This window comes from Enterobacter sp. E20 (assembly GCF_000801755.2).
Lineage (GTDB): Bacteria > Pseudomonadota > Gammaproteobacteria > Enterobacterales > Enterobacteriaceae > Enterobacter > Enterobacter asburiae_B.
The window spans coordinates 3,638,536-3,661,490 of the sequence record NZ_CP012999.1; the positions used below are offsets into that span (position 1 = coordinate 3,638,536).

Consider the following 22,955-nt stretch of genomic DNA (forward strand, 5'->3'; position numbering starts at 1 on the left):
ACCACCGTGACAGATTAAGCTGCTTTGTTTGCTGCTTTGATCAGCGTAGCAACGCGATCGGAAACAGTAGCGCCCTGGCCAACCCAGTGAGCGATACGATCCAGATCCAGACGAGTTTCTTCTTCTGCGCCAGCGGCCAGTGGGTTGAAGAAACCAACGCGCTCGATGAAGCGACCGTTGCGTGCATTACGGCTGTCAGTCACAACAACCTGGTAGAACGGACGCTTTTTAGCGCCGTGACGAGCTAAACGAATAGTTACCATAACATCCTCTTGTGTGAATAAAACAACCGGGCCCCATCGAGGAACGGAGCCCGGGTGTCATATTAAAAGCCCGAAAATTTTACTCATTTTCGGGCAAAAAGCAATCTCAAAAGCGATTAACGCCCTGGAAAACCGGGTGGCATCATGCCTTTCATGCCGCGCATCATCTTCGCCATGCCGCCTTTCTTCATTTTCTTCATCATGCGCTGCATGTCGTCGAACTGTTTAAGAAGACGGTTAACGTCCTGCACCTGCATGCCGCAACCGGCTGCGATACGGCGTTTACGGGAACCTTTGATGATATCCGGGTTAGCGCGCTCTTTGAGGGTCATCGAGTTGATGATCGCCTCCATACGCACCAGCACCTTGTCATCCATCTGCGCTTTCACGTTGTCAGGGATCTGGCCCATGCCCGGCAGTTTGCCCATCAGGCTGGCCATGCCGCCCATGTTTTTCATCTGACGCAGCTGCTCAAGGAAATCGGTGAGATCGAAACCGTCGCCTTTTTTCAGCTTGCTGGCCAGCTTCTCGGCCTGCGCGCGGTCAACCTTGCTCTCGATATCTTCGATCAGCGACAGCACGTCGCCCATGCCGAGGATACGGGAGGCAATACGATCCGGGTGGAACGGCTCGAGCGCTTCAGTTTTCTCGCCCACGCCGAGGAATTTAATCGGCTTACCGGTGATGTGACGAATGGAGAGCGCCGCACCGCCGCGGGCGTCACCGTCTACTTTGGTCAGCACTACGCCAGTTAACGGCAGCGCTTCGTTAAACGCTTTCGCGGTATTCGCCGCATCCTGACCGGTCATGGCGTCGACAACGAACAGGGTCTCTACCGGGTTGATAGAGGCATGCACCTGCTTGATCTCGTCCATCATCGCTTCGTCAACGTGCAGACGACCGGCGGTATCCACCAGCAGCACGTCGTAGAATTTCAGCTTCGCTTCTTTCAGCGCCGCGTTAACGATATCGACAGGCTTCTGCGCCACGTCGGACGGGAAGAAATCTACGCCGACCTGCTCGGCCAGGGTTTCCAGCTGTTTGATCGCCGCGGGGCGATAGACGTCCGCAGAGACCACCAGCACTTTCTTCTTGTGCTTTTCACGCAGGAATTTACCCAGCTTGCCGACGCTGGTCGTTTTACCCGCACCCTGCAGGCCCGCCATCAGCACCACGGCCGGCGGCTGAGCCGCCAGGTTAAGCACCTGGTTCTCTTCGCCCATCGCCGAAACCAGTTCATTACGAACGATTTTGACGAATTCCTGGCCCGGGGTCAGGCTCTTGTTAACTTCATGACCAACCGCTTTCTCTTTTACGCGGTTGATAAAATCACGAACAACCGGCAACGCGACGTCTGCTTCCAGCAGCGCCATGCGCACTTCGCGCAGCGTTTCCTTGATGTTCTCTTCAGTAAGGCGTCCGCGGCCGCTGATGTTGCGCAGCGTGCGCGACAAACGATCGGTTAAATTATCAAACATTGTCTCTCGCCTGAGTAGAAACGTTGGGCCGCCATGGGCGACACATACACAGAATTTTGCCGGAGTATAACATGAAGGCGCCTTTGTTGTTATGCAACGGTTGGAGCAGGCGTCACGTAACGTTATACTGCTTCTCTTTCTTATTAAGACAACTGTCGATGCCTATATGCCTGTTTTCGCACTGATCGCCCTTGTTGCCTACTCTGTCAGCCTCGCGCTGATCGTTCCCGGACTGCTGCAAAAAAACAGCGGCTGGCGGCGCATGGCTATTCTTTCCGCGGTGATCGCACTGATCAGCCACGCGTTTGCGCTGGAATCACGCATCATTCCCGGCGACGGCAGCGTGCAAAACCTGAGCGTCCTCAACGTCGGCTCGCTGGTCAGCCTGATGATCTGTACGGTAATGACCATCGTCGCGTCTAAAAATCGCGGCTGGCTGCTGCTGCCGATTGTCTATACCTTCGCGCTGATCAATCTGGCCCTCGCCACCTTTATGCCTAATGAATTCATTACGCATCTGGAGGCGACGCCGGGGATGCTGGTGCATATCGGCCTGTCGCTCTTTGCCTACGCGACGCTGATCATCGCCGCGCTTTACGCCATGCAGCTCGCCTGGATTGACTATCAGCTGAAAAACAAAAAGCTGGCGTTTAACCATGAAATGCCGCCGCTGATGGTCATTGAGCGTAAGATGTTCCACATCACCCAGGTGGGCGTGGTGCTGCTGACGCTGACGCTCTGCACGGGCCTGTTTTACATGAAGAACCTGTTCAGCGTGGAGAATATCGATAAAGCAGTGCTCTCCATCATCGCGTGGTTTGTCTATATTGTCCTGTTATGGGGCCATTATCATGAAGGCTGGCGCGGTCGTCGCGTGGTCTGGTTCAACGTCGCGGGTGCGGGCATTCTCACCCTTGCCTATTTTGGCAGCCGCTTCATACAGCAATTTGCTGGCTAAGTAACAAAAGGAGTTCCCCCTGGAACACATCTCTACCACCACGCTGATCGTTATCCTGATCGTCATGGTGGTCATCTCCGCCTATTTCTCCGGCTCGGAAACCGGCATGATGACCTTAAACCGCTACCGGTTACGTCATCGTGCTAAACAGGGTAACCGTGCCGCCCGTCGCGTTGAAAAACTGCTCCGCAAGCCGGATCGCCTGATAAGCCTGGTGCTCATCGGCAACAACCTTGTCAACATTCTGGCCTCAGCCCTCGGCACTATTGTCGGGATGCGCCTGTACGGCAACGCCGGGGTGGCGATTGCCACCGGCGTGCTGACGTTCGTTGTGCTGGTGTTTGCCGAAGTGCTGCCGAAAACCATCGCCGCGCTTTACCCTGAGAAAGTCGCCTACCCGAGCAGCTTCCTGCTGGCACCGCTGCTGATCCTGATGATGCCCCTGGTCTGGCTGCTGAACATGGTGACGCGCGTACTGATGCGGATGGTGGGAATCAAAGCCGATGTCACCATCAGCAGCGCGCTCAGCAAAGAGGAGCTGCGCACCATCGTGAATGAATCCCGCTCGCAGATCTCCCGGCGCAATCAGGACATGCTCCTGTCAGTGCTGGATCTGGAAAAGGTGAGCGTCAACGACATCATGGTGCCGCGTAACGAAATCGTCGGTATCGACATCAATGACGACTGGAAAGCCATCGTTCGCCAGCTGACGCACTCCCCGCACGGGCGCATTGTGCTCTATCGCGACTCGCTGGATGACGCCATCAGCATGCTGCGCGTACGCGAAGCCTACCGTCTGATGACCGAGAAAAAAGAGTTCACCAAAGAGGTAATGCTGCGCGCCGCCGACGAGATTTACTACGTGCCGGAAGGTACGCCGCTCAGCACGCAGCTGGTGAAATTCCAGCGCAACAAGAAAAAAGTCGGCCTGGTGGTCAATGAGTACGGCGACATTCAGGGACTGGTGACGGTCGAAGATATTCTGGAAGAGATTGTCGGGGACTTTACCACGTCAATGTCACCTTCCCTCGCGGAAGAGGTCACCCCGCAAAACGACGGCTCGGTGCTGATTGACGGTAGCGCGAACATTCGCGAACTCAACAAAGCCTTTAACTGGCATTTACCGGAAGATGAGGCTCGTACCATTAACGGGATGATTCTGGAAGCGCTGGAAGAGATCCCGGCGGCGGGCACGCGGGTGCGCATTGAGCAGTACGATATTGATATCCTGGACGTGCAGGACAATATGATTAAGCAGGTGAAAGTCCTGCCCGTAAAACCCCTGCGCGAAAGTATCGCTGAGTAAGGCTGTAGGCCGGGTAAGGCGAAACCGCCACCCGGCACTACGAATGGCAAATTACGCTTTCGCTTTCGCCACGGTCACCATCGCAGCGCGAATGGTACGGCCGTTCAGGGTGTAACCTTTCTGCATCACGCCCAGCACTTTACCGGCTTCGACCTCTTCGGACTCCACCATTGCAATCGCCTGGTGAACGTTTGGATCCAGCGGTACGTTGGTATCGGCAATCACTTCCACGCCAAACTTACGCACCACGTCGAGCATGGATTTCAGCGTCAGTTCAATACCTTCGATCATCGCCGCGTTGTCCGGATTCGCTTTGTCAGCCACTTCCAGCGCGCGATCGAGGCTATCGATTACCGGCAGCAGTTCGTTGACGAATTTCTCCAGCGCAAATTTATGCGCCTTCTCAACGTCCTGCTCGGTACGACGACGCAGGTTTTCCATTTCCGCCTTGATGCGCAGAACACCATCGCGTTCGCGATTCTGTGCTTCTACCAGCTGGGCTTCCAGATTCGCAATTTTTTCATCGCGCGGGTCCACCTGCTCAGCAGATGCGTCTGGCTCTACAGCCTCAACTTCATCGTGCTGTTCCGTGATAATTTCTTCAGGGGCTTGCCCCTCAGGCGTTTTCTGTTCTTTACTACTCATGAATTTCTCCGCGTTTTTCTGCATTCATCTCGCTAACTTCGCTTATTATGGGGATCAGTTTCCGGGATTCAAGGGAACAAGACAGATTGTCATCATTCATCAGGCACAAGGACCTCCAGAAAATGAATAATCATTTCAGGTGTATTGGGATCGTCGGGCATCCGCGTCACCCTACCGCACTAACGACACATGAAATGTTGTATCGCTGGTTGTGTAGCAAAGGCTATGAAGTGATGGTCGAGCAGCAGATTGCGCAGGAGCTTCAGCTGAAGAGCGTCAAAACCGGCACGCTGGCGGAAATTGGTCAACAGGCCGATCTCGCCGTGGTGGTGGGCGGCGACGGCAACATGCTCGGCGCGGCCCGCACGCTGGCGCGCTATGACATTAAGGTCATCGGCATCAACCGTGGCAATCTCGGCTTTTTAACCGACCTCGACCCGGACAATGCGCAGCAGCAGCTGGCTGACGTGCTGGAAGGGCACTATATCAGCGAAAAACGCTTTTTACTGGAAGCGCAGGTGTGCCAGCAGGACTGTCAGAAGCGCATCAGCACCGCGATTAACGAGGTGGTTCTTCACCCCGGAAAAGTGGCGCACATGATTGAATTCGAAGTTTATATCGACGAAATCTTTGCTTTTTCCCAGCGTTCCGACGGGCTGATTATCTCCACTCCGACCGGCTCAACCGCCTACTCGCTTTCTGCCGGCGGCCCGATCCTGACGCCCTCGCTGGATGCCATTACCCTGGTGCCGATGTTCCCGCACACGCTCTCCGCCCGCCCGCTGGTTATCAACGGTGACAGCACGATACGTCTGCGCTTCTCGCACCGCCGTAACGACCTGGAGATCAGCTGCGACAGCCAGATAGCGCTGCCGATCCAGGAAGGTGAAGATGTCCTTATTCGTCGGTGTGATTACCATCTGAATCTGATTCACCCGAAAGATTACAGCTATTTCAACACATTAAGCTCGAAGCTTGGCTGGTCAAAAAAATTGTTCTGATTTTGCATCCAGTACTTTACTGTATAAAAAACCAGTTTATACTGTATGAAAACACAGTTATGGTTTTTCATACAGGAAAACAATTATGCTGGCACAACTGACCATCAGCAACTTTGCCATTGTTCGTGAGCTTGAGATCGATTTCCACAGCGGCATGACGGCGATCACCGGGGAAACCGGTGCAGGTAAATCCATTGCCATTGATGCCCTCGGCTTGTGCCTTGGTGGCCGCGCAGAGGGCGACATGGTGCGCATGGGCGCAAACCGTGCCGACCTGTGCGCCCGTTTCTCCCTGAAAGACACCCCTGCCGCCCAGCGCTGGCTGGAACAGAACCAGCTTGAAGATGGACGTGAGTGTTTACTTCGCCGCGTGATCAGCAGCGACGGTCGTTCACGTGGCTTTATCAACGGCACGGCGGTCCCGCTCTCCCAGCTTCGCGAACTCGGCCAGCTGCTTATCCAGATCCACGGTCAGCACGCGCACCAGCAACTCGTCAAACCTGAACAGCAGAAAGCGCTGCTCGATGGCTATGCGGGTGAGTACGCGCTTACTCAGCTTATGGCGGAGCACTATCGCCAGTGGCATCAGAGCTGCCGTGAACTTGCCCAGCACCAGCAGCAAAGCCAGGAGCGCGCAGCACGTGCGGAGCTGCTGGCGTACCAGCTTAAAGAGCTCAACGAATTCAACCCGCAGCCGGGTGAGTTTGAGCAAATCGACGAAGAGTACAAACGTCTGGCGAACAGCGGCCACCTGCTCTCAACCAGCCAGAATGCGCTCAACCTGCTGGCGGACGGCGAAGACGTGAACCTGCAAAGCCAGCTGTATAACGTCCGCCAGCTCATTACCGAACTGGTTGGCATGGACAGCAAGCTTTCTGGCGTCCTGGATATGCTGGAAGAAGCGGCCATTCAGATCTCCGAAGCCAGTGACGAACTGCGCCACTACTGTGAACGTCTGGATCTCGACCCGAACCGTCTGTTTGAGCTGGAGCAGCGCATTTCCCGTCAAATTTCACTGGCGCGCAAGCACCACGTCACGCCAGAAGAGCTGCCAGGATTCTATCAGTCTCTGCTGGAAGAACAGCAGCAGCTTGACGATCAGGCTGACTCGCAGGAAACCCTCTCTCTCGCGGTGAACCTGCACCATGAACAGGCGCTGGCGACAGCGCAAAAGCTGCATGAAATCCGTCAGCATTACGCCCAGGAGTTAAGCCAGCACATCACCGACAGCATGCACACGCTGGCGATGCCGCACGGCGTCTTCACCATTGATGTCCGCTTTGAAGAAAACCACCTGACGGCAGAAGGTGCGGACCGCATCGAGTTCCGCGTCACTACCAACCCGGGGCAGCCGCTGCAGGCTATCTCCAAAGTGGCCTCCGGCGGTGAACTTTCGCGTATTGCGCTGGCGATTCAGGTGATTACCGCGCGTAAAATGGAAACCCCGGCGCTGATTTTCGATGAAGTGGATGTCGGCATCAGCGGCCCAACGGCGGCGGTGGTGGGCAAACTGCTGCGCCAGCTAGGCGAATCAACGCAGGTGATGTGTGTCACCCACCTGCCGCAGGTCGCGGGCTGTGGTCATCATCACTTTATTGTCAGCAAAGAAACCGACGGTGAAATGACCGAAACGCACATGAAGCCGCTGGATAAACGTGCGCGTCTGCAGGAGCTTGCTCGCCTGCTCGGCGGCAGCGAAGTCACCCGCAATACGCTCGCGAACGCGAAAGAACTGCTGGCGGCATAAACTTTTTCGGGATCTCAGGGTCATACAGAACAACAAAAACGCCGCCAGACCGGTTTCAAAGTGGGACAAGGTCTATTATCATCGGCATATTACATATGAGCCGCGTTCTGCTCGGGCCCGAAAAGGAATCAAATCACTATGCGTTGTAAAATGCTGACCGCTGCCGCAGCGGTTCTTCTGATGTTGACCGCAGGCTGTTCCACTCTGGAGAAAGTGGTTTACCGTCCTGACATCAACCAGGGGAACTACCTTACCCCTAACGATGTGTCCAAAATCCGTGTGGGGATGACACAACAGCAGGTCGCTTATGCACTGGGAACCCCGATGATGTCCGATCCATTCGGCACTAACACCTGGTTCTATGTATTCCGTCAGAAGCCGGGCCACGAAGATGCGACCCAGCAGACCCTGACGCTGACCTTCAGCAGCGCCGGTGTGTTGACCAACATCGACAACAAGCCTGCCCTGACCAAATAATCAGAAGTCAGAAATGCAAAAAGGTGCTCATTGAGCACCTTTTTTGTTTTTCTTTTATCCCCTCGCCCCTTTGGGGAGAGGGTCAGGGTGAGGGGAAAACACGCTACTTACCCGCTTTCTCCGCACGCTGACGTCGCAGTTCTTTCGGGTCAGCAATCAGCGGACGATAAATCTCCACCCGGTCGCCCTCTTTCACCACATCACCCAGCTTCACCGGACGGCTATAAATCCCGACCTTATTTTTCGCCAGGTCGATATCGCTGCGAAGTTCGAGGATGCCGGACGCGCGGATAGCCGCCTCAACGGTTGCCCCCTCTTCCAGCGTCACGCGCTGCAGATACTGCTTCTCCGGCAGCGCATACACCACTTCTACAGCAATCTTATGCGACACTGTAAACCTCTTTGGCGCGGGTGGTGAACGCCTGAACCATATTCGAAGCCAGCTCTTTAAAAATGCGGCCAAACGCCAGCTCAATCAGCTTATTGGTAAATTCAAAGTCCAGCTGGAACTCGATGCGACAGGCGTCAGCGCTCAGCGGCGTAAACTTCCAGCCCCCCATAAGGGTTTTAAACGGACCATCCACCAGATGCATCAAAATACTCTGATTGCTGGTCAGCGTATTGCGGGTGGTGAACGTCTTGCTGATCCCCGCTTTGGAGACATCCACCGCCGCAGTCATCTGCGTCGGGCCGGACTCCAGAACGCGGCTTCCGGTGCACCCCGGAATAAATTCTGGATAAGACTGAACGTCGTTCACTAACTGATACATTTGTTCCGCGCTGTAAGGCACAAGCGCAGTACGGCTAATCTGAGGCATAGCATTTCCCATGGTCACACAACGGACAAATAATAACATTTATCACCTGTTAAAAAAACGCTAAGCCTCATCTCGTGCTAAGATAGCGCGTTAGACCTCACAGGACGCAATGAGGTGACTTTTTGAAATCAGATTACCGACGGCTTTACGACACTTATGACGAAGAAAAAAGCACATAAACCAGGCTCGGCGACCATTGCGCTCAACAAGCGTGCTCGCCACGAGTATTTCATTGAAGAAGAATTCGAAGCTGGCCTTGCGTTGCAGGGCTGGGAAGTAAAATCGCTGCGCGCCGGGAAAGCCAACATCGGCGACAGCTACGTGATCCTGAAAGATGGCGAAGCCTTCCTGTTCGGCGCGAACTTTACGCCGCTGACCGTCGCCTCCTCGCACTACGTGTGTGACCCAACGCGCACCCGCAAGCTGCTGCTGAACAAGCGTGAGCTGGAATCCCTCTACGGACGCATCAACCGTGAAGGTTTCACCGTGGTAGCCCTGTCGCTGTACTGGAAAAACGCATGGTGTAAAGTGAAAGTTGGCGTCGCAAAAGGTAAAAAACAGCACGACAAACGTACTGACCTGAAAGAGCGCGAGTGGCAACTTGATAAAGCGCGCATCATGAAAAACGCAGGACGTTGATTCTGCACACTTATTGTACTATTCAATAAGTTAGCGTTCCGGGCTGGTATCCAGGAAGTGAAATCTGGTATACTTAGTTCAACACTATTGGGGCTGATTCTGGATTCGACGGGATTTGCGAAACCCAAGGTGCATGCCGAGGGGCGGTTTGCCTCGTTAAAAGCCGCAAAAAAATAGTCGCAAACGACGAAAACTACGCTTTAGCAGCTTAATAACCTGCTCTGAGCCCTCTCTCCCTAGCTTCCGCTCTTAAGACGGGGATCAAAGAGAGGTCAAACCCAAAAGAGATCGCGTGGAAGCCCTGCCTGGGGTTGAAGCGTTAAAACTAATCAGGCTAGTTCGTTAGTGGCGTGTCTGTCCGCAGCTGGCGTGCGAATGTAAAGACAAACTAAGCATGTAGTACCGAGGATGTAGAAATTTCGGACGCGGGTTCAACTCCCGCCAGCTCCACCAATTAAAACAAGGGGTTACGTGAAAGCGTAACCCCTTTTTTTTGTCCATGTCCACTTTACGTCCACCAAGCTTAAGGATGAAATGCAGATGGCCACAAAATACCAAACCGAACTGGCTCTAAAAGCGTTGCTCACTGAACTGCATCGCACAGGCCAAGACCTATACACGTTCGTTGACGAAGCGATTTTGCAAATGCATAAAGAAAAACTATTCGTAAAAGAAGATACGATTAGAGAAAGAGGTGGGGCGGAGGACGCACTCTTTGCATGTGTTGAGGCGCTTGCTGGAAGTCGACCTTACGTGAAACCCGGAGACATCGAAGATTTCTAATCTTCGCTAAACCCATCTACTTAGCCGTAAATGGGTTTTTTGTTGCCTGGAATTTAAAACATTAAAAATCAACAACATATGTAAAACATCAATCACCAACGGCGACGAAATGGCGACAGAGTCATTGTGTTTGGTTGAGGAGAATAAGCAGCCTCCTCGACCGAATGAGTCCATTCGACAAAGCGTGAGAGTGGGCAACATGACATAATGCCTGTAGGATAGTTACTCACGATCCAGCAATTTCAGATGCGCTAAATAGCCTCAACAGTTCGGAGACATCTGCACCTGGACGTGTTGTTCGAGCAAAGGCGTATCCGTAAAAAGGAATCTCATTTTTAAAAATTCCAACTTCGGTTAGTAGTGTTGCAACAGCATTCATTTGAGTTCCAGAGGTAACTATATCATCTAAAATTATTACAGCCGTTCCATCATTTTTTTTGATTTTCTTATAAGTACCTAATGTCTCCAGATGGGGCCTAACCTCTCTCCTTCCATTTGACATATGAGCTGGAGGCGTTGGCAAAAAGCGTTCAACGATGTAAAAATGTTCAAGAATAAAGTTTATCTCACCCTTTTTCCGCGCAAAATAAGCATACTTTGACCACCATTCAGCCAAAATTAGCATCGGAAATGATTTATTACATTCCATCGGAACTGAGGGTGGTGTAGGAACCAAATATATTTTCCCAGTTAGCTTCTCTTTTTTCGCCCATTTTACAAACTCCTGGAATGATACCCACATCAATGCTTTAAAAGCTTTTCCATATCCGATTGTTTTATTTCGATTGTAAAATGCAACTCTTTCACTATTTTCTATTTGGCTTTGAGTTAATTCTTTTGCAACTTTAATTGATCTCTTTACTTCAAACCAAACTTTTTTTCGTTCTTCTACGTCATCCCAGTCATCTGAATTTGGCCAATATTCAAAGGCATGCCCTATATTTTCTGATGGTATTGTTGTTAAATCGCATTCATCAGGATCGACGGTATCATAATTTCTTTTAAAATCATGTTGCTGGAAAACCAACTGTCCATTTAGATAGTCATCAACAGCAGATTTCAATTCATCCAGATTTGTACATATAGCACTTGGCTTTGTCCAGCGATTATAATATTCACAGGATTTTTTGCTCAATCGTCCAAGCAAGATAGAGGGGAAAGCTCTTAAATGAGCAAAATATATATCTTTGGGACTATCACCAACCACCAAAATATCTTGATATGAAGTAAAGATAATATTATCATCAACTGTAGGTTTATGTTGACTACAATAAATATTGTCTCGACTTACTTTGACACCACCTTTATCAAGAATAGCAAAACAATAAGCCGAGGGAGAGTCAGAGAATATAAAGACAGCAATCCCACTATTTATCAGTTTATTGATGTATTCCACAACGCCCTGATGCCTTTCTCGCACTTCAATCTCATCGCGTTCAATAAGACCAGGAATGGTTTCTCGTCCAATTTCGGTTCGGAGGTATGGTTTAAATTCTTCTGTAGCAAAGATTGTATCATCTAAGTCAAAGATTATAGCTCTTGAATTCATGGTAAATTCCCTTTATCTATCCTTAACAACTTTAATCGAGTTTTTATACTTATGAACCCACTGATATTCTGGTTCATGAATATTATTTTCTAACGCATAAACAGTTTTGTTTTGTTCAACACATGTTCTTATCGCATATTGAGTTCCACTTTTATCTCCAGCTCTTGCTACCACAACACCTTCTCTTGAAAGGCTAACTGTTGTGAGATTTCTGTTCGCAAAATATGAGCCTTGAGAAAGTATACCAACCGGATATTCACTCAAAACGAGATGATCTTTCGCAATCAATTCTTGAAGGTTTTTGTTTTCAGCTGGATAGGCAATATTGATAGGGTTACCTAAAACCGCTATCGTTTTTGCTCCAAGTTTTATTGCTGTTTGATGGCCAAGCGTATCCGAACCTTTTGCAAGTCCGCTGACAATAACCTGAAAACCGGCGTTTACAAGCCGTTCCAAGGCATTTAAACCTTGCGTAATATGTTCAGGATTATCAAGATTCCTTGTACCAACAAAAGAAATGCTTCGAGGTAATTTCAAAATATTAATATCACCTCGATAATACAAAACAGGTGGAGCACCATAAATATCTTGAAGCAAATCTGGATAATTATCGTCTAAACAATTAATCACTCCAAAATTTACTTTCAAATTTGAAAATATCTTATCAAGCTTAGAAACTATATCCGAATCGGGTGGTATCATTGAAAAGTGATAATCATATAGCTTTTGTATACTCCCAAAATTTAATAATAAACTTTTTAACTCGGCATTGGATTTTTTGGAACCTACTCCTATTTTTTTGGCTAGAATCAATGCTGCGTGTTGCCAAGCTTCACTTTGTGCAACAGTAAGTGTAAGAGAGCTATCCATGTTTGTTCCTATCAGTCACACGTTGTCTTTCCTCCACATTATAAGATAATGAATCAATTTGAAATCCAGTTTGTTTATACATTTCAGTTTCCGGTAGCTCTTCAAAGCCATACGGAGCTGCGAGAAGGGGGTTTCTAAAAACGCTTCACAGAGGCTAAAAAATATAAAAGACAATAATATCAACACCTTAAACCCATGACATTGATACCAAACACTATAGTAAACTGAAAAACACTGAAATTCTTTTCAATGTTTTCAGTTTCGGTTTTCCGCAAAGCCGCCAGCACTGGCACGGTCTGACGGTCTGGTTTGAAGAAAAATAAAACTGAAAAATTTTTATGATCCAAAAACCGCAGGCGGGTGCGGTGTAGTGCGATTTTTGTCTGCGAAAGATTTTTTTTGCCATGCTGTGACGCGCCAGCGCCCTGCTGAGGATACGATCTACTTTAAGGATGGCGCTGACTGCCTGAAAGGCTGGAACACGCCAGAGCGCTACTGATTGCGCGTGGCAAAGTCTGTTTGTGAGGATAGAGAAGAGACGCCCTGCGGGGGATGAAGGGCATAAAAAAACCCGCTTGCGCGGGCTCAGGTCTTAAACGGCTTATTTGCCAATCACCGGGGAGTATTTGCCGTTCAGCGTGTCCGCTTTAGCTCCGGTGCTCCGGATGGCTCCCGCGTTGGTTGGTGCTCCTGTATTGCTGTGCGTGTGGTCGGCCGTTTGATCTGCCAGCTCTTTTACCACGTCCAGCGTGTCCAGCATCAGCTGTGCCACGTTGATGGTGCCAGAGCCAATCCACACTACCGGGGCAATAATCTGCTGCTGAACGGCCGCCACGCTTTTACGTATCAGCCCAATTTTCTCAATCAGGTCTTTACCCGTGGCGACTGTCTTGCTCCCGGCTATGTCCGTTTCATCATTGCCGCCGATACTCGCAACGCGGTTATTCACTGCCTGGCTGTAATCACCCGTACATACCTGCTGAATGGCTCCGGCCATCAGTGTGGACGTGCCCAGCACCGTAACTGTATCCGTGGCCTTAATGGTAGTTTCCCGGCTGACCAGCTCCCGCTGTTCAGTATCGGCCTTAACCATCCGCGCCATAGATGTTTCACTGATAGTCTGGTCTGTCTGCCTCACCCAGTCGCCCGCCTGGGTGACGCGCTGCGACACTTCCGCACGCTGCTGTTGCAGCTGCTCACCAGGCTGGATATCCGGTAAGCTGGTTCCCTCCGGCACGGTCTGCCGCACAAAGGGCTTATCCGGCCTTCCGCCAGTAAAAGCAATTTCAACCAGCGTCCCTTCAGGGGGAAACTGGAACATCCCGGAATCGTTACCCGCCATAGGAACCGGCAGAGGCACAGCTGAGTAAACAGGCGTGTCTTTATCCGGATTGCCGTCCGCGTCTAACAGCTGCACATCAACCGCATAACGAGGACGGAACGGATCGGAGAAATTGCCGCTTTTCACCGCTTCAACGGGATTCATGACGCGGGCGAATTTTGGTAAGTGCATCCCGGAAGCCAGCTCCGGATAATGGCTTTCAATCTGGCGCTGCACGGGCGTTTTCTGGAGAGCCTGACCCGTTGAGCGGTTGCGCGGTGTCCATGTCACAGACATCGTGTCATTTTGCAGGTGGACTTTTGTCACCCTCTCCCCGTTCAGATCCACGCCGGGGCGCAGGCTCTGCACCAGGGGAAGCGTCATGGAGTTCCCGCCAGCCGCCCCCTGGTTAAATTCATGGGGGATCTCAATCGGGCGATCAGCAAACAGGGCTTTTTCCGCGCCGCCTACATATACCCCGCCGTCCGGCAGCTGGTACCAGACGTAATCCGTAACGCCAAAAGCTTTACCCAGATTATCCAGCAACTGATAACCCGTACCGCTATGGGTGAAGTGTGGGATCGGACGGTCTGAATACTCTGCATCCGGTACACTGATTGTCAGCCCGCTATGCTCCGTCAACCAGCTGGCTACATCGCGCAGCGTAGGATGCTGGAATGAGCATGGCCACAGACGTTCAAACACACCGACCAGCTCACGAACAAACAACCGCTGGAAACCATTTTCAGCAGGTTGCGAGCGCTCCACATACCCGGTGAACCAGCGCAACACCAGATCGGTATTCTGCGCAACGACGTGTGTGATATCAGCCTGAACCTGCAGCTGACGGAGCGCGTGCTGGTCAGCACCGACGGCGGTATCTCAACGGTTGAGGTAGAGCCGGAACCCGACGAGCCAGAAGAAATGTGGACGGTGAAACGTGGATGATCTGCACAAAGTGGATGAGTGGCTGGCAGCCCTGCTGGCAAATCTGGAGCCTGCTGCCCGTCAGCGCATGATGCGCGAACTGGCGCAGGAGCTGCGCCGCAATCAACAGCAGAATATCAGGCTGCAGCGCAACCCTGACGGCAGCGGATACGAGCCGCGAAAGGTCACGGCCCGGACTAAAAAGGGGCGCATCAAGCGGCAGATGTTCTCGAAACTGCGCACGGCGAAATACCTGAAAACTGCAGCCAGCGCGGACTCAGCCAGCGTGCAGTTTGAGGGGAAGGTTCAGCGTATTGCGCGGGTGCATCATTACGGCTTAAGGGAGCGTGTAAGTCTCAAGGGACCGCTTGTACGTTTTTCTGAACGTCGTTTATTAGGTATTAATGAAGAGGTTTACCAATTAACAAAAGACGCCATTTTTGTGCGCTTAAAAAATTAGTGTTACAACCCTCTATTTTCACCTATATAGCACGTTCCGAAACTTTAAATCTGCAAAGTATTTATTTTTTCTCGATAATGATTAAAATCGTTATGTGCCTCTGTAAAGTTTGATTCAAATGAGTTCATTAAGTTTGAATACAATGACTCATAAGATAATGATATATTTTTTCCGCTCTTTTCTGCCATGGTGCTAACCAATCTATGTATGGCTGAAAACAGAAAGTGTCCTCTGATCCATCGACTGTAATCAATCTGTTGGGGGAGTGCTGCATCTATTTCTTCTAGATTGATTGCGCCTAGTTTGACAAGTGTAGATTCACTATATGATTTTATTTTATGCTCGCAGATTGCATTTGATTTTTTGGATTTCATAAATCTATCAGCGTTATCGCCAATGACCGGAATGCCTTTGTTGTAAATGAAGTTATAGATGTCTAACTTGATTAACGGTTCCATTTTTGAATAAAAATCGTCCCGCCATGAAATGATATTTATTTCACTCATTGTTTTTTGAGATAACTTCCCTAAGGTTTTAATTGCTTTGTACACCCCATTTTCATTAATGAATGTATTTTCAATTGAGTGGCCAGGTGTTTTAATTATTCTTCGGTCGAGCATTTGATTACTGAAAGTAGTAAAGTCCGCATCACAAGCAATTATTATGTTGAGATCTTCGTTTATAATTCGCTCAATATATTTTTTTAATTCCTCACACCCGCCAACATCCTGAATTTCGACTTTGAGATCGCTTACTTTATCAAAAACTGTTTCCCAGAAACAGATATCATCCGGGCCCTCAACATAGACCATGACCTCTGCTTGGTAAAATAAATTCATGATATTTTCTGCATCTGCAGAATAATGGAAATCAACCATGGACCAACTTCTCCATGTCAAAAATTGCATCTCTATACTTTGATGCTACTTCGGGTGAATGTGTTGCGGCAATTATTTGAGCGTTAGGGTTAAGTCGCTTGATCGCGGGAATTATTTTTCTTTGCCATGCAATATGCAATGAAAGCTCAGGTTCATCCGTGAGATAAATGAAGGGTTTGTTTTGCTGAAGTAGTGTTTCAATAAAGAGGATTAAAAGTTGCTTTTCTCCAGATGATAAGTTCTTGTGACTGATTGGTCCATGACCATTTTGCAAAATTAACTCGCCGGAGATGAAAGAGAATTTTTTGTCCGTAATGAATTCATGCAAGGTATCAGTAAAAAGATTTATTGGAGCAAAGATTCCTTTTATTTCTTCTTCTGATTTTAATGACATTTTAATTATTCGTTGTGTTTTTCTTAAAGCTTCGAATGATCTATAGTCGACATTAATTACTTCATTGTTATTTTTTTCGGCTAGCTTTATTTCATTAACGGTTTGATCAATGGCCTCAACATGAAAATTTATTTTTCTTCTTACGTCACTGTCAAATGCTCCAAGTTGGGAGTATGCGGTCGTTAAACTTCTACGTTCCGATTCTTTGTCAAAGTTCAAATTAAAAGATTCATCGACGATATCTTCCTTGCTATACAAAATGGAGGCTAGAACTTCCTTTTGTAGGTTGGCTGAAACATCGCGTGCTCTTTGCGATAATGACAATTGATATTTAGTAAGATTCGACAATAGTTGGTCTAACCTAAAATCAATAGGGTTGATGAATTTTGAACCATAATTATCTCGAACTTCTAGATCTTCACCACTTCTTAATCTATAAACAGAAAGAGATGCTAATGATACTAATTTATCAAGTTCAATTTTTAGGTTTTCTGCATCCTCCTGATATTTTCTTCTTATATAGAGAGGGATTCGTCTGTCATCAATCGCTCTTATGACGAATTTTTTGCGAGAAAGAGTATATTCAAATGTCGGCAGGGGTTTGTCTGGATCAAATTTTCTAACTATTTTTATAGTTTTGTTTTTATTTCCGTCTTTAACTTTTATTGTGACATTGTCAAAGCTATTTTCACCAATTGATTCCAGTTCTAAGGCTAAAACTGAATGCAATATGTTCATGAATGTCGTTTTGCCAGTTCCATTACGACCAATGATTATGTTTACATCTTCATTAAATGAACATGAAGCACTTAATCTTCCCCAAAAACCTTCAATTTTAACACTGGCTAGTCTAAACATAATGTTCCTTCATAGGTTGGTTAGGTTGGTCTCTTTGTATCATAACTGGCACAAAACTAAAGAGTTTTGAAACTCATTTTTTGGCTTGATGATTGTGAGATGAATGCACAACTCACAGAAATCATGCGCCTTATCACCAACCTGATCCGCACCGGCACCGTGACCGAAGTGGACCGGGAAAACTGGCTGTGCCGGGTGAAGGTAGGCGAGCTTGAAACCAACTGGATTAACTGGCTGACCCTGCGCGCAGGCGGTGCCCGTACATGGTGGTGTCCGTCACCGGATGAGCAGGTGGTGGTCCTGAGTATGGGCGGCAATCTGGAAACCGCTTTTGCCTTACCTGCGATCTATTCAAACCAGTTCGCGCCGCCGTCGGACTCCGTGGACGGATGCGTAACGGAATACCCGGACGGCGGCTGGTTTGAGTATGAACCCGCCACCGGGCGCTGGCACGTCCGAGGCATCAAATCCATGGTGATCGAGGCGGCAGATAACATAACCCTGAAAACGGGGGAGTTTGTGGTGGAAGCAAGCAACACGCGCATAAACAGCGAGGTGGTGATCAATGGTGGCGTCACCCAGGGCGGCGGTGCCATGAGTTCTAACGGGATCGTAGTCGATAAACACGGTCATACCGGCGTTAAGTCCGGCGGAGATACATCTGGAGGTCCTGTATGACGCTGTATATCGGTATGAATCAGGACAATGGCAAAGCCATTTCTGATGCGGATCATTTGCGGCAGTCGGTCAGGGATATTCTGCTGACTCCCCAGGGAAGCCGTATAGCCCGCCGGGAATATGGTTCCCTGCTGTCAGCATTGATTGACCAGCCCCAGAACCCGGCGCTGCGCCTGCAGATTATGGCGGCTGTTTACGTATCGCTGAGTCGCTGGGAGCCTCGGCTTACGCTGGATTCCATCACCATCAACAGCAGCTTTGACGGCTCCATGGTGGTTGAGCTAACCGGGAAGCGCAATAACGGCGCGCCTGTTTCTCTTTCGGTATCAACAGGAGCAGACAATGGCAGTCATTGACCTTTCCCAGCTCCCCGCGCCGCAAATCGTTGACGTGCCAGATTTTGAATCCCTGCTGGCTGAGCGTAAGGCCGCCTTTGTGGCTCTGTATCCGGCAGATGAACAGGACGCGGTGCGGCGCACGCTTGAGCTGGAATCTGAACCCATCACCAAACAACTGCAGGAAAACACGTACCGGGAAATCCTGCTGCGCCAGCGTATCAACGAGGCGGCGCAGGCGGTCATGGTGGCTTATGCCATGGGCGGCGATCTCGATCAGATGGCGGCCAACTACAACGTGAAGCGGCTGACGGTTACACCTGCCGATAACGACGCGGTGCCGCCGGTCGCAGCGGTAATGGAAAGTGACGAGGCGCTGCGCCTGCGTGTTCCAGCTGCATTTGAGGGGCTGTCCGTTGCGGGACCAACGGCGGCTTATGAGTTTCACGCTAAAAGCACGGACGGGCGAGTCGCTGACGCCAGCGCAACCAGCCCGGCACCGGCGGAGGTGGTGCTTACCGTACTGAGCCGTGAGGGCGACGGAACGGCAGCGGCGGACCTGCTGGCGGTGGTTGAACAGGCGCTTAACAGTGAGAACGTGAGGCCGGTTGCTGACCGTCTGACGGTGCGCAGCGCTGAAATTATTCCGTACAGCGTGGATGCAACGATCTTTCTTTACCCGGGGCCAGAAGCTGAGCCGGTGATGGAGGCGGCAAAGGCCAGCCTGCAGAAATATATCGCCAGCCAGACGAGGCTGGGGCGCGATATTCGCCGCAGTGCTATTTATGCCGCGCTGCACGTTGAGGGTGTGCAGCGTGTTGAGCTGGCCTCGCCGCTCGCTGATGTGGTGCTGGATAAGACACAAGCCGCTTCATGTACGGAATGGAGCGTAACAAACGGGGGAACGGATGAATAGTCTGCTTCCTCCGGGTTCATCGCCGCTTGAGCGCCGTCTTGCTCAGACCTGCAGCGGCATTTCCGATCTGCAGGTGCCACTGCGGGATTTATGGAACCCGGCAACATGCCCGGTCAAGTTTCTGCCGTATCTGGCGTGGGCCTTTTCGGTTGATCGCTGGGACGAAGGATGGGCGGAGAGCGTGAAGCGCCGCGTGGTGCAGGATGCGTTCTATATCCATCAGCACAAGGGCACAACCAGCGCTGTGCGGCGTGTGGTGGAGCCGTTCGGCTTTCTGATCCGCATCATTGAATGGTGGCAGACCGGTGAGGCGCCGGGCACGTTTCGCCTGGATATTGGGGTGCAGGACCAGGGCATAACAGAGGAAACCTATCTGGAGCTGGAGCGCCTGATTGGTGACGCCAAACCCTGCAGTCGGCATTTGATAGGCATGTCCATAAATCTGCAGACGAGCGGGCCATGTTTTGTGGGGGCTGCCACTTATAGCGGCGAAGAAATCACGATTTACCCGTATATCAACGAAACCATCATTTCCGGTGGTTCTGCCTACGAGGGCGGCGCCGTCCATGTTATTGACACAATGAGAGTGAATCCATGAGCGCAAAATTTTATACCCTGCTGACGGATATCGGCGCGGCGAAACTGGCAAATGCCGCCGCGCTCGGTGTTCCGCTGAAAATTACACAGATGGCGGTGGGTGATGGCGGCGGCGTGCTGCCAACGCCAAACGCACAACAGACAAAGCTGGTCGGTGAAAAACGCCGTGCAGCTCTGAATATGCTGTATATCGATCCGCAGAACAGCAGCCAGGTGATCGCTGAGCAGGTGATACCCGAAACAGAGGGCGGTTGGTGGATTCGTGAAGTTGGGCTGTTTGATGAAACCGGGGCGCTGATTGCTGTCGGAAACTGCCCGGAGAGCTACAAGCCGCAGCTGGCAGAGGGCAGCGGCCGCACGCAGACAGTGCGCATGGTGTTAATTACCAACAGCACCGATAACATTACGCTGAAAATTGATCCTTCCGTGGTGCTCGCTACCCGTAAATACGTGGATAATAAGGTACTGGAGCTTAAGGTGTATGTGGATGAGCTGATGGCGGCACATCTTGCGGCAGCTGATCCGCATTCACAATATGCACTTAAAGCCAGCCCGACGTTCACCGGAACCCCAAAAGCCCCGACGGCGGCAGCTGGTAACAATTCCACTCAGCTTGCCAATACTGCTTTTGTGCAGGCCACTATGGCTAATGCCCTAGCGAACAAGCAGCCTCTGGATGACACACTGACAGCCTTGTCAGGAAAATCTATTGCGGCCATTCTCGAATACCTCGGTTTAGGGGAAGGTTCTGCATTGCCTGTCGGTATACCCATTCCATGGCCTTCTGCTACACCTCCAGCGGGGTGGCTCAAATGCAATGGCGCTACGTTTATTGCTGATCTATATCCTACGCTTGCGCTTGCCTATCCTGCCCTTAAATTGCCAGATTTGCGCGGTGAGTTTATACGTGGTTGGGATGATGGGCGTGGGGTAGATGTTGGCAGGGGAATGCTATCAGCTCAGCTTGATGCTCTACAGAAAATGACAGGTACTGCAAGCAATGGAGCTGCGACAGGCTTTATAAATAACAGCACTTCTATTGTTACTGGTGTATTTAAGCGAGGGGTAACAACGTATGGAAATACAACCGCACAGGATCCAAATTACCAAGGGGTAGATTTATTATTCGACACATCTCTGGTTGCCCGATCATCAACTGAAACCAGACCCCGTAACGTTGCATTCAATTACATTGTGAGGGCTGCGTAATGGCTCAGGCTATTTTGAACAAAGATAAAGTTGCCAGTTCGGCAGGTAATGTTACGGTATATAACTACGATGGCGAGACGCGAGAATATATTTCTTCTGCGGTCGAGTATTTGGCTGTTGGGGTTGGTATTCCGGCTAACTCATGCATTGATCTGCCTTTCGAAAATAAAGAAGGCTTTGCAATTTGTCGAACTAAGGACTTTTCTGGATGGGAGTATCTTGCTGATCATCGCGGTGAAACTGTTTACAGTATCGAAACAGGTGAGGCTTTGGTAATTACGGCGCCAGGCGATTACCCAAGAGGGACCACTACGCTGCCACCTTTTACTCCATTTGATAAATGGAATGGTAGTGAATGGCTCACGGATAGCGCTGCGAAGCATTCGTCAGAGGTGTTAGCCGCAGAACAGCAGAAAGCTGCCTTATTGAATGAAGCCAGGGCAGAGATAAGCATTTGGCAGACTGAATTACAGCTAGGAATTATAAGCGATCAAGATAAAGTCAACTTGATAAAATGGCTAAACTACATTAAAGAGTTGCAGGCGGTAGACCCAACTGTCGTACCAGATATAGACTGGCCTGAGAAGCCTCAAGATTAAAAAGAAAATCAAACCCGGTAAGTTGGAAGTAGAACAAATTACCGGGTTTTTAATGTTCATTTTGCTAGATTCTCACCCTTGCAAATTAGTGAAACTGCTTTATCAAAAATGGTTGTTAACAGTCCATTGATTGCTCTCAATGAAAGCATGTAACAGACTATGCAACATGCTAGTATTTGTGTTGCTAATAATATACTTTGCGGGGTGTTGTTTAGTAAGAATGCAGAAAGCTCTCTGATGAACAATCCATGCACTAGATATATAGATAAACTATACCCGCCAAGGCGTGATAAAAATGATAGTGATGGATGTAGATAAAATATCGATGCTATCAATGAAGCAACACCTAAATAGCTCAAGAGCCTGTAGCCTAAAAAGTGATAATTGTTAAGTTCTAAGGAATTAAAACCACTAGAGCCATACAAAAAAGGAATTGGGGCGTTTTTGGCAACGAATGCAAGGCATGCGAAGGCGCTTATAAGAGTAATGAACGTAATGCGCGTGGATGGTTTTTTAATATGCAGTGAATGCTTGAATGCTAAACAGCCCATGATATAGAAAGGTAGGAAAGTAAATGTGCGCATCGCAGAAAATGATAAACCATTGAAGTTTAAATATTGGAAAAGCAAAGAGATTGCAATCGCAATGATAAGAGGGTGCTGAGTTGATAAAATAAATGGGGAAATTATTTTCCAGAATAATAAGCTAAGCAAATACCACATTAACCAATATGGTGCTGCAAGATAAAAATATCCAGAGAAGTTTCCATTTTTTAAGAGGTTTACAACTTCATAAAGTACATTGAATATTACCAAAGGGAGAATTACACCATTGATTAACTTTTCAATATTTATATCCTTGCTGCCCTTCGATAAAAAACCGGAAATAAATGCAAACAGAGGCATGTGAAAAGTATATATAAAGCTATATATATACTTGAAATATTCGTTGTTTAAATTTGACTCCAGCATATGACCAAAAACAACTAAAAAAATCAACATACCCTTAATGGTATCAATCGATTGTCTATCTTGAGAGGTAAGGAGCATATTCAATTACCAAAAAAACCATCCAGACTATAACATATCATTATTACTCAATTAGTTGCTACTAATGCTTGATTAAGGAGCAAGGGCGAGTATCAGCGAAGCTGAAAAGGCGTGCATATCAATTATATCCTTTTTGTCCGTACAAGAGCTGGAAGCTCATCTTCTGCCGACTGACAAACTTCATATACTCGCGGGCGTAT

Annotated in this window: 24 protein-coding genes, 1 other RNA gene and 2 pseudogenes; 16 read left to right on the forward strand and 11 right to left on the reverse strand. The window is 49.4% G+C overall.

The features are described 5' to 3' along the window. Positions 1-14 precede the first annotated feature (14 nt). A complete protein-coding gene (gene rpsP, locus NI40_RS16900; protein WP_003863133.1) occupies positions 15-263 on the reverse strand; it encodes a 30S ribosomal protein S16 in 249 nt (82 codons plus the stop codon). Positions 264-379: 116 nt separating this feature from the next. Beyond that, positions 380-1,741 carry a signal recognition particle protein gene (gene ffh, locus NI40_RS16905; RefSeq protein WP_014884878.1) on the reverse strand — a complete coding sequence of 454 codons (1,362 nt, stop codon included), beginning with the start codon at positions 1,739-1,741 and terminating at the stop codon, positions 380-382. A 166-nt stretch (positions 1,742-1,907) separates the two neighbouring features. Between ffh and NI40_RS16910 the strand changes: the two genes are divergently transcribed. Together NI40_RS16910 and NI40_RS16915 are read left to right on the forward strand one after the other, a co-directional pair. Beyond that, positions 1,908-2,699 carry a cytochrome C assembly family protein gene (locus tag NI40_RS16910; protein WP_014884879.1) on the forward strand — a complete coding sequence of 264 codons (792 nt, stop codon included), beginning with the start codon at positions 1,908-1,910 and terminating at the stop codon, positions 2,697-2,699. Positions 2,700-2,718: 19 nt separating this feature from the next. Further along, complete coding sequence (locus tag NI40_RS16915) at positions 2,719-4,005, forward strand: HlyC/CorC family transporter (protein WP_039263458.1); 1,287 nt, start codon at positions 2,719-2,721, stop codon at positions 4,003-4,005. 51 nt (positions 4,006-4,056) lie between these two features. Here NI40_RS16915 and grpE read toward each other — a convergent pair whose 3' ends face one another. Beyond that, on the reverse strand, positions 4,057-4,650 hold the full coding sequence (gene grpE, locus NI40_RS16920; RefSeq protein WP_023333122.1) for a nucleotide exchange factor GrpE: 594 nt from the start codon (positions 4,648-4,650) through the stop codon (positions 4,057-4,059). 122 nt (positions 4,651-4,772) lie between these two features. Between grpE and nadK the strand changes: the two genes are divergently transcribed. The 3 genes from nadK (at position 4,773) to bamE (ending at position 7,875) form a co-directional block, all read left to right on the forward strand. Continuing rightward, on the forward strand, positions 4,773-5,651 hold the full coding sequence (gene nadK, locus NI40_RS16925; RefSeq protein ID WP_008502500.1) for an NAD(+) kinase: 879 nt from the start codon (positions 4,773-4,775) through the stop codon (positions 5,649-5,651). Between the two features lie 85 nt (positions 5,652-5,736). Further along, positions 5,737-7,398 carry a DNA repair protein RecN gene (gene recN, locus NI40_RS16930; protein ID WP_039263457.1) on the forward strand — a complete coding sequence of 554 codons (1,662 nt, stop codon included), beginning with the start codon at positions 5,737-5,739 and terminating at the stop codon, positions 7,396-7,398. Positions 7,399-7,536: 138 nt separating this feature from the next. Next, positions 7,537-7,875, forward strand: a complete 339-nt coding sequence (gene bamE, locus NI40_RS16935; RefSeq protein WP_008502502.1) for an outer membrane protein assembly factor BamE — start codon at positions 7,537-7,539, stop codon at positions 7,873-7,875. Between the two features lie 103 nt (positions 7,876-7,978). On the opposite strand, the gene NI40_RS16940 is transcribed toward bamE, so the two are convergent. Both NI40_RS16940 and NI40_RS16945 read right to left on the reverse strand, forming a co-directional pair. After that, positions 7,979-8,266 carry an RnfH family protein gene (locus NI40_RS16940; protein WP_039263456.1) on the reverse strand — a complete coding sequence of 96 codons (288 nt, stop codon included), beginning with the start codon at positions 8,264-8,266 and terminating at the stop codon, positions 7,979-7,981. Then, positions 8,256-8,693, reverse strand: coding sequence for a type II toxin-antitoxin system RatA family toxin (locus NI40_RS16945; protein WP_024908332.1), 438 nt, complete (start codon positions 8,691-8,693; stop codon positions 8,256-8,258). The genes NI40_RS16940 and NI40_RS16945 overlap by 11 nt, the downstream gene beginning before the upstream one ends. 156 nt (positions 8,694-8,849) lie before the next feature. On the opposite strand from NI40_RS16945, the gene smpB reads away from it, so the two are divergent. From smpB to NI40_RS16955, 3 genes are all read left to right on the forward strand, one after another. Next, entirely contained in the window at positions 8,850-9,332 is a 483-nt protein-coding gene (smpB, locus tag NI40_RS16950; protein ID WP_008502505.1) for an SsrA-binding protein SmpB, read from the forward strand. An 89-nt stretch (positions 9,333-9,421) separates the two neighbouring features. Then, positions 9,422-9,785: a transfer-messenger RNA gene (ssrA, locus tag NI40_RS23195) on the forward strand. 87 nt (positions 9,786-9,872) lie between these two features. Further along, on the forward strand, positions 9,873-10,115 hold the full coding sequence (locus NI40_RS16955) for a hypothetical protein (protein ID WP_039263488.1): 243 nt from the start codon (positions 9,873-9,875) through the stop codon (positions 10,113-10,115). Positions 10,116-10,341: 226 nt separating this feature from the next. Here the strand turns inward: NI40_RS16955 and NI40_RS16960 are convergent, their stop codons facing one another. The 3 genes and pseudogenes from NI40_RS16960 to NI40_RS16965 form a co-directional block, all read right to left on the reverse strand. Beyond that, positions 10,342-11,664 (reverse strand): hypothetical protein, encoded by a 1,323-nt coding sequence (locus NI40_RS16960; protein WP_039263455.1) that lies wholly within the window; start codon positions 11,662-11,664, stop codon positions 10,342-10,344. Between the two features lie 12 nt (positions 11,665-11,676). Then, positions 11,677-12,534 (reverse strand): DNA-processing protein DprA, encoded by an 858-nt coding sequence (locus NI40_RS23200; RefSeq protein ID WP_071884855.1) that lies wholly within the window; start codon positions 12,532-12,534, stop codon positions 11,677-11,679. Positions 12,535-13,135: 601 nt separating this feature from the next. Further along, positions 13,136-14,650, reverse strand: a pseudogene (locus tag NI40_RS16965) (hypothetical protein); the annotation flags it as partial. Here NI40_RS16965 and NI40_RS16970 point away from each other — a divergent pair. Both NI40_RS16970 and NI40_RS16975 read left to right on the forward strand, forming a co-directional pair. Beyond that, positions 14,648-14,803, forward strand: a pseudogene (locus NI40_RS16970) (phage tail protein); the annotation flags it as partial. The pseudogenes NI40_RS16965 and NI40_RS16970 sit on opposite strands and share 3 nt — an antisense overlap. Further along, positions 14,796-15,242 (forward strand): phage virion morphogenesis protein, encoded by a 447-nt coding sequence (locus NI40_RS16975; protein WP_039263453.1) that lies wholly within the window; start codon positions 14,796-14,798, stop codon positions 15,240-15,242. The pseudogene NI40_RS16970 and the gene NI40_RS16975, both read left to right, overlap by 8 nt. A gap of 44 nt (positions 15,243-15,286) precedes the next feature. Here the strand turns inward: NI40_RS16975 and NI40_RS16980 are convergent, their stop codons facing one another. Together NI40_RS16980 and NI40_RS16985 are read right to left on the reverse strand one after the other, a co-directional pair. Beyond that, the gene (locus tag NI40_RS16980; protein WP_039263452.1) at positions 15,287-16,120 is read right to left on the reverse strand and encodes a DUF4435 domain-containing protein; all 834 of its coding nucleotides are present in this window, start codon (positions 16,118-16,120) and stop codon (positions 15,287-15,289) included. Then, positions 16,113-17,372, reverse strand: a complete 1,260-nt coding sequence (locus NI40_RS16985) for an AAA family ATPase (protein WP_039263451.1) — start codon at positions 17,370-17,372, stop codon at positions 16,113-16,115. The genes NI40_RS16980 and NI40_RS16985 overlap by 8 nt, the downstream gene beginning before the upstream one ends. Positions 17,373-17,471: 99 nt before the next feature. On the opposite strand from NI40_RS16985, the gene NI40_RS16990 reads away from it, so the two are divergent. Genes NI40_RS16990 through NI40_RS17015 form a run of 6 tightly spaced genes read left to right on the forward strand, consistent with a single transcriptional unit; the run spans position 17,472 to position 21,706 of the window. Continuing rightward, positions 17,472-18,050, forward strand: coding sequence for a phage baseplate assembly protein V (locus tag NI40_RS16990; protein WP_014884896.1), 579 nt, complete (start codon positions 17,472-17,474; stop codon positions 18,048-18,050). After that, entirely contained in the window at positions 18,047-18,406 is a 360-nt protein-coding gene (locus NI40_RS16995) for a GPW/gp25 family protein (protein WP_029741006.1), read from the forward strand. Before NI40_RS16990 ends, NI40_RS16995 begins: the two co-directional genes overlap by 4 nt. Further along, on the forward strand, positions 18,393-19,301 hold the full coding sequence (locus tag NI40_RS17000) for a baseplate assembly protein (RefSeq protein WP_039263450.1): 909 nt from the start codon (positions 18,393-18,395) through the stop codon (positions 19,299-19,301). Before NI40_RS16995 ends, NI40_RS17000 begins: the two co-directional genes overlap by 14 nt. Further along, positions 19,294-19,899, forward strand: a complete 606-nt coding sequence (locus tag NI40_RS17005; RefSeq protein WP_039263449.1) for a phage tail protein I — start codon at positions 19,294-19,296, stop codon at positions 19,897-19,899. Before NI40_RS17000 ends, NI40_RS17005 begins: the two co-directional genes overlap by 8 nt. Continuing rightward, positions 19,896-21,107: a phage tail protein gene (locus NI40_RS17010; protein ID WP_039263448.1), complete on the forward strand. Its 1,212-nt coding sequence runs from the start codon at positions 19,896-19,898 to the stop codon at positions 21,105-21,107. Before NI40_RS17005 ends, NI40_RS17010 begins: the two co-directional genes overlap by 4 nt. Next, positions 21,107-21,706 (forward strand): tail fiber assembly protein, encoded by a 600-nt coding sequence (locus tag NI40_RS17015; protein WP_039263447.1) that lies wholly within the window; start codon positions 21,107-21,109, stop codon positions 21,704-21,706. The genes NI40_RS17010 and NI40_RS17015 overlap by 1 nt, the downstream gene beginning before the upstream one ends. Before the next feature lie 56 nt (positions 21,707-21,762). On the opposite strand, the gene NI40_RS17020 is transcribed toward NI40_RS17015, so the two are convergent. Then, positions 21,763-22,755 (reverse strand): acyltransferase family protein, encoded by a 993-nt coding sequence (locus NI40_RS17020; protein WP_045143146.1) that lies wholly within the window; start codon positions 22,753-22,755, stop codon positions 21,763-21,765. Positions 22,756-22,955: the final 200 nt, after the last annotated feature.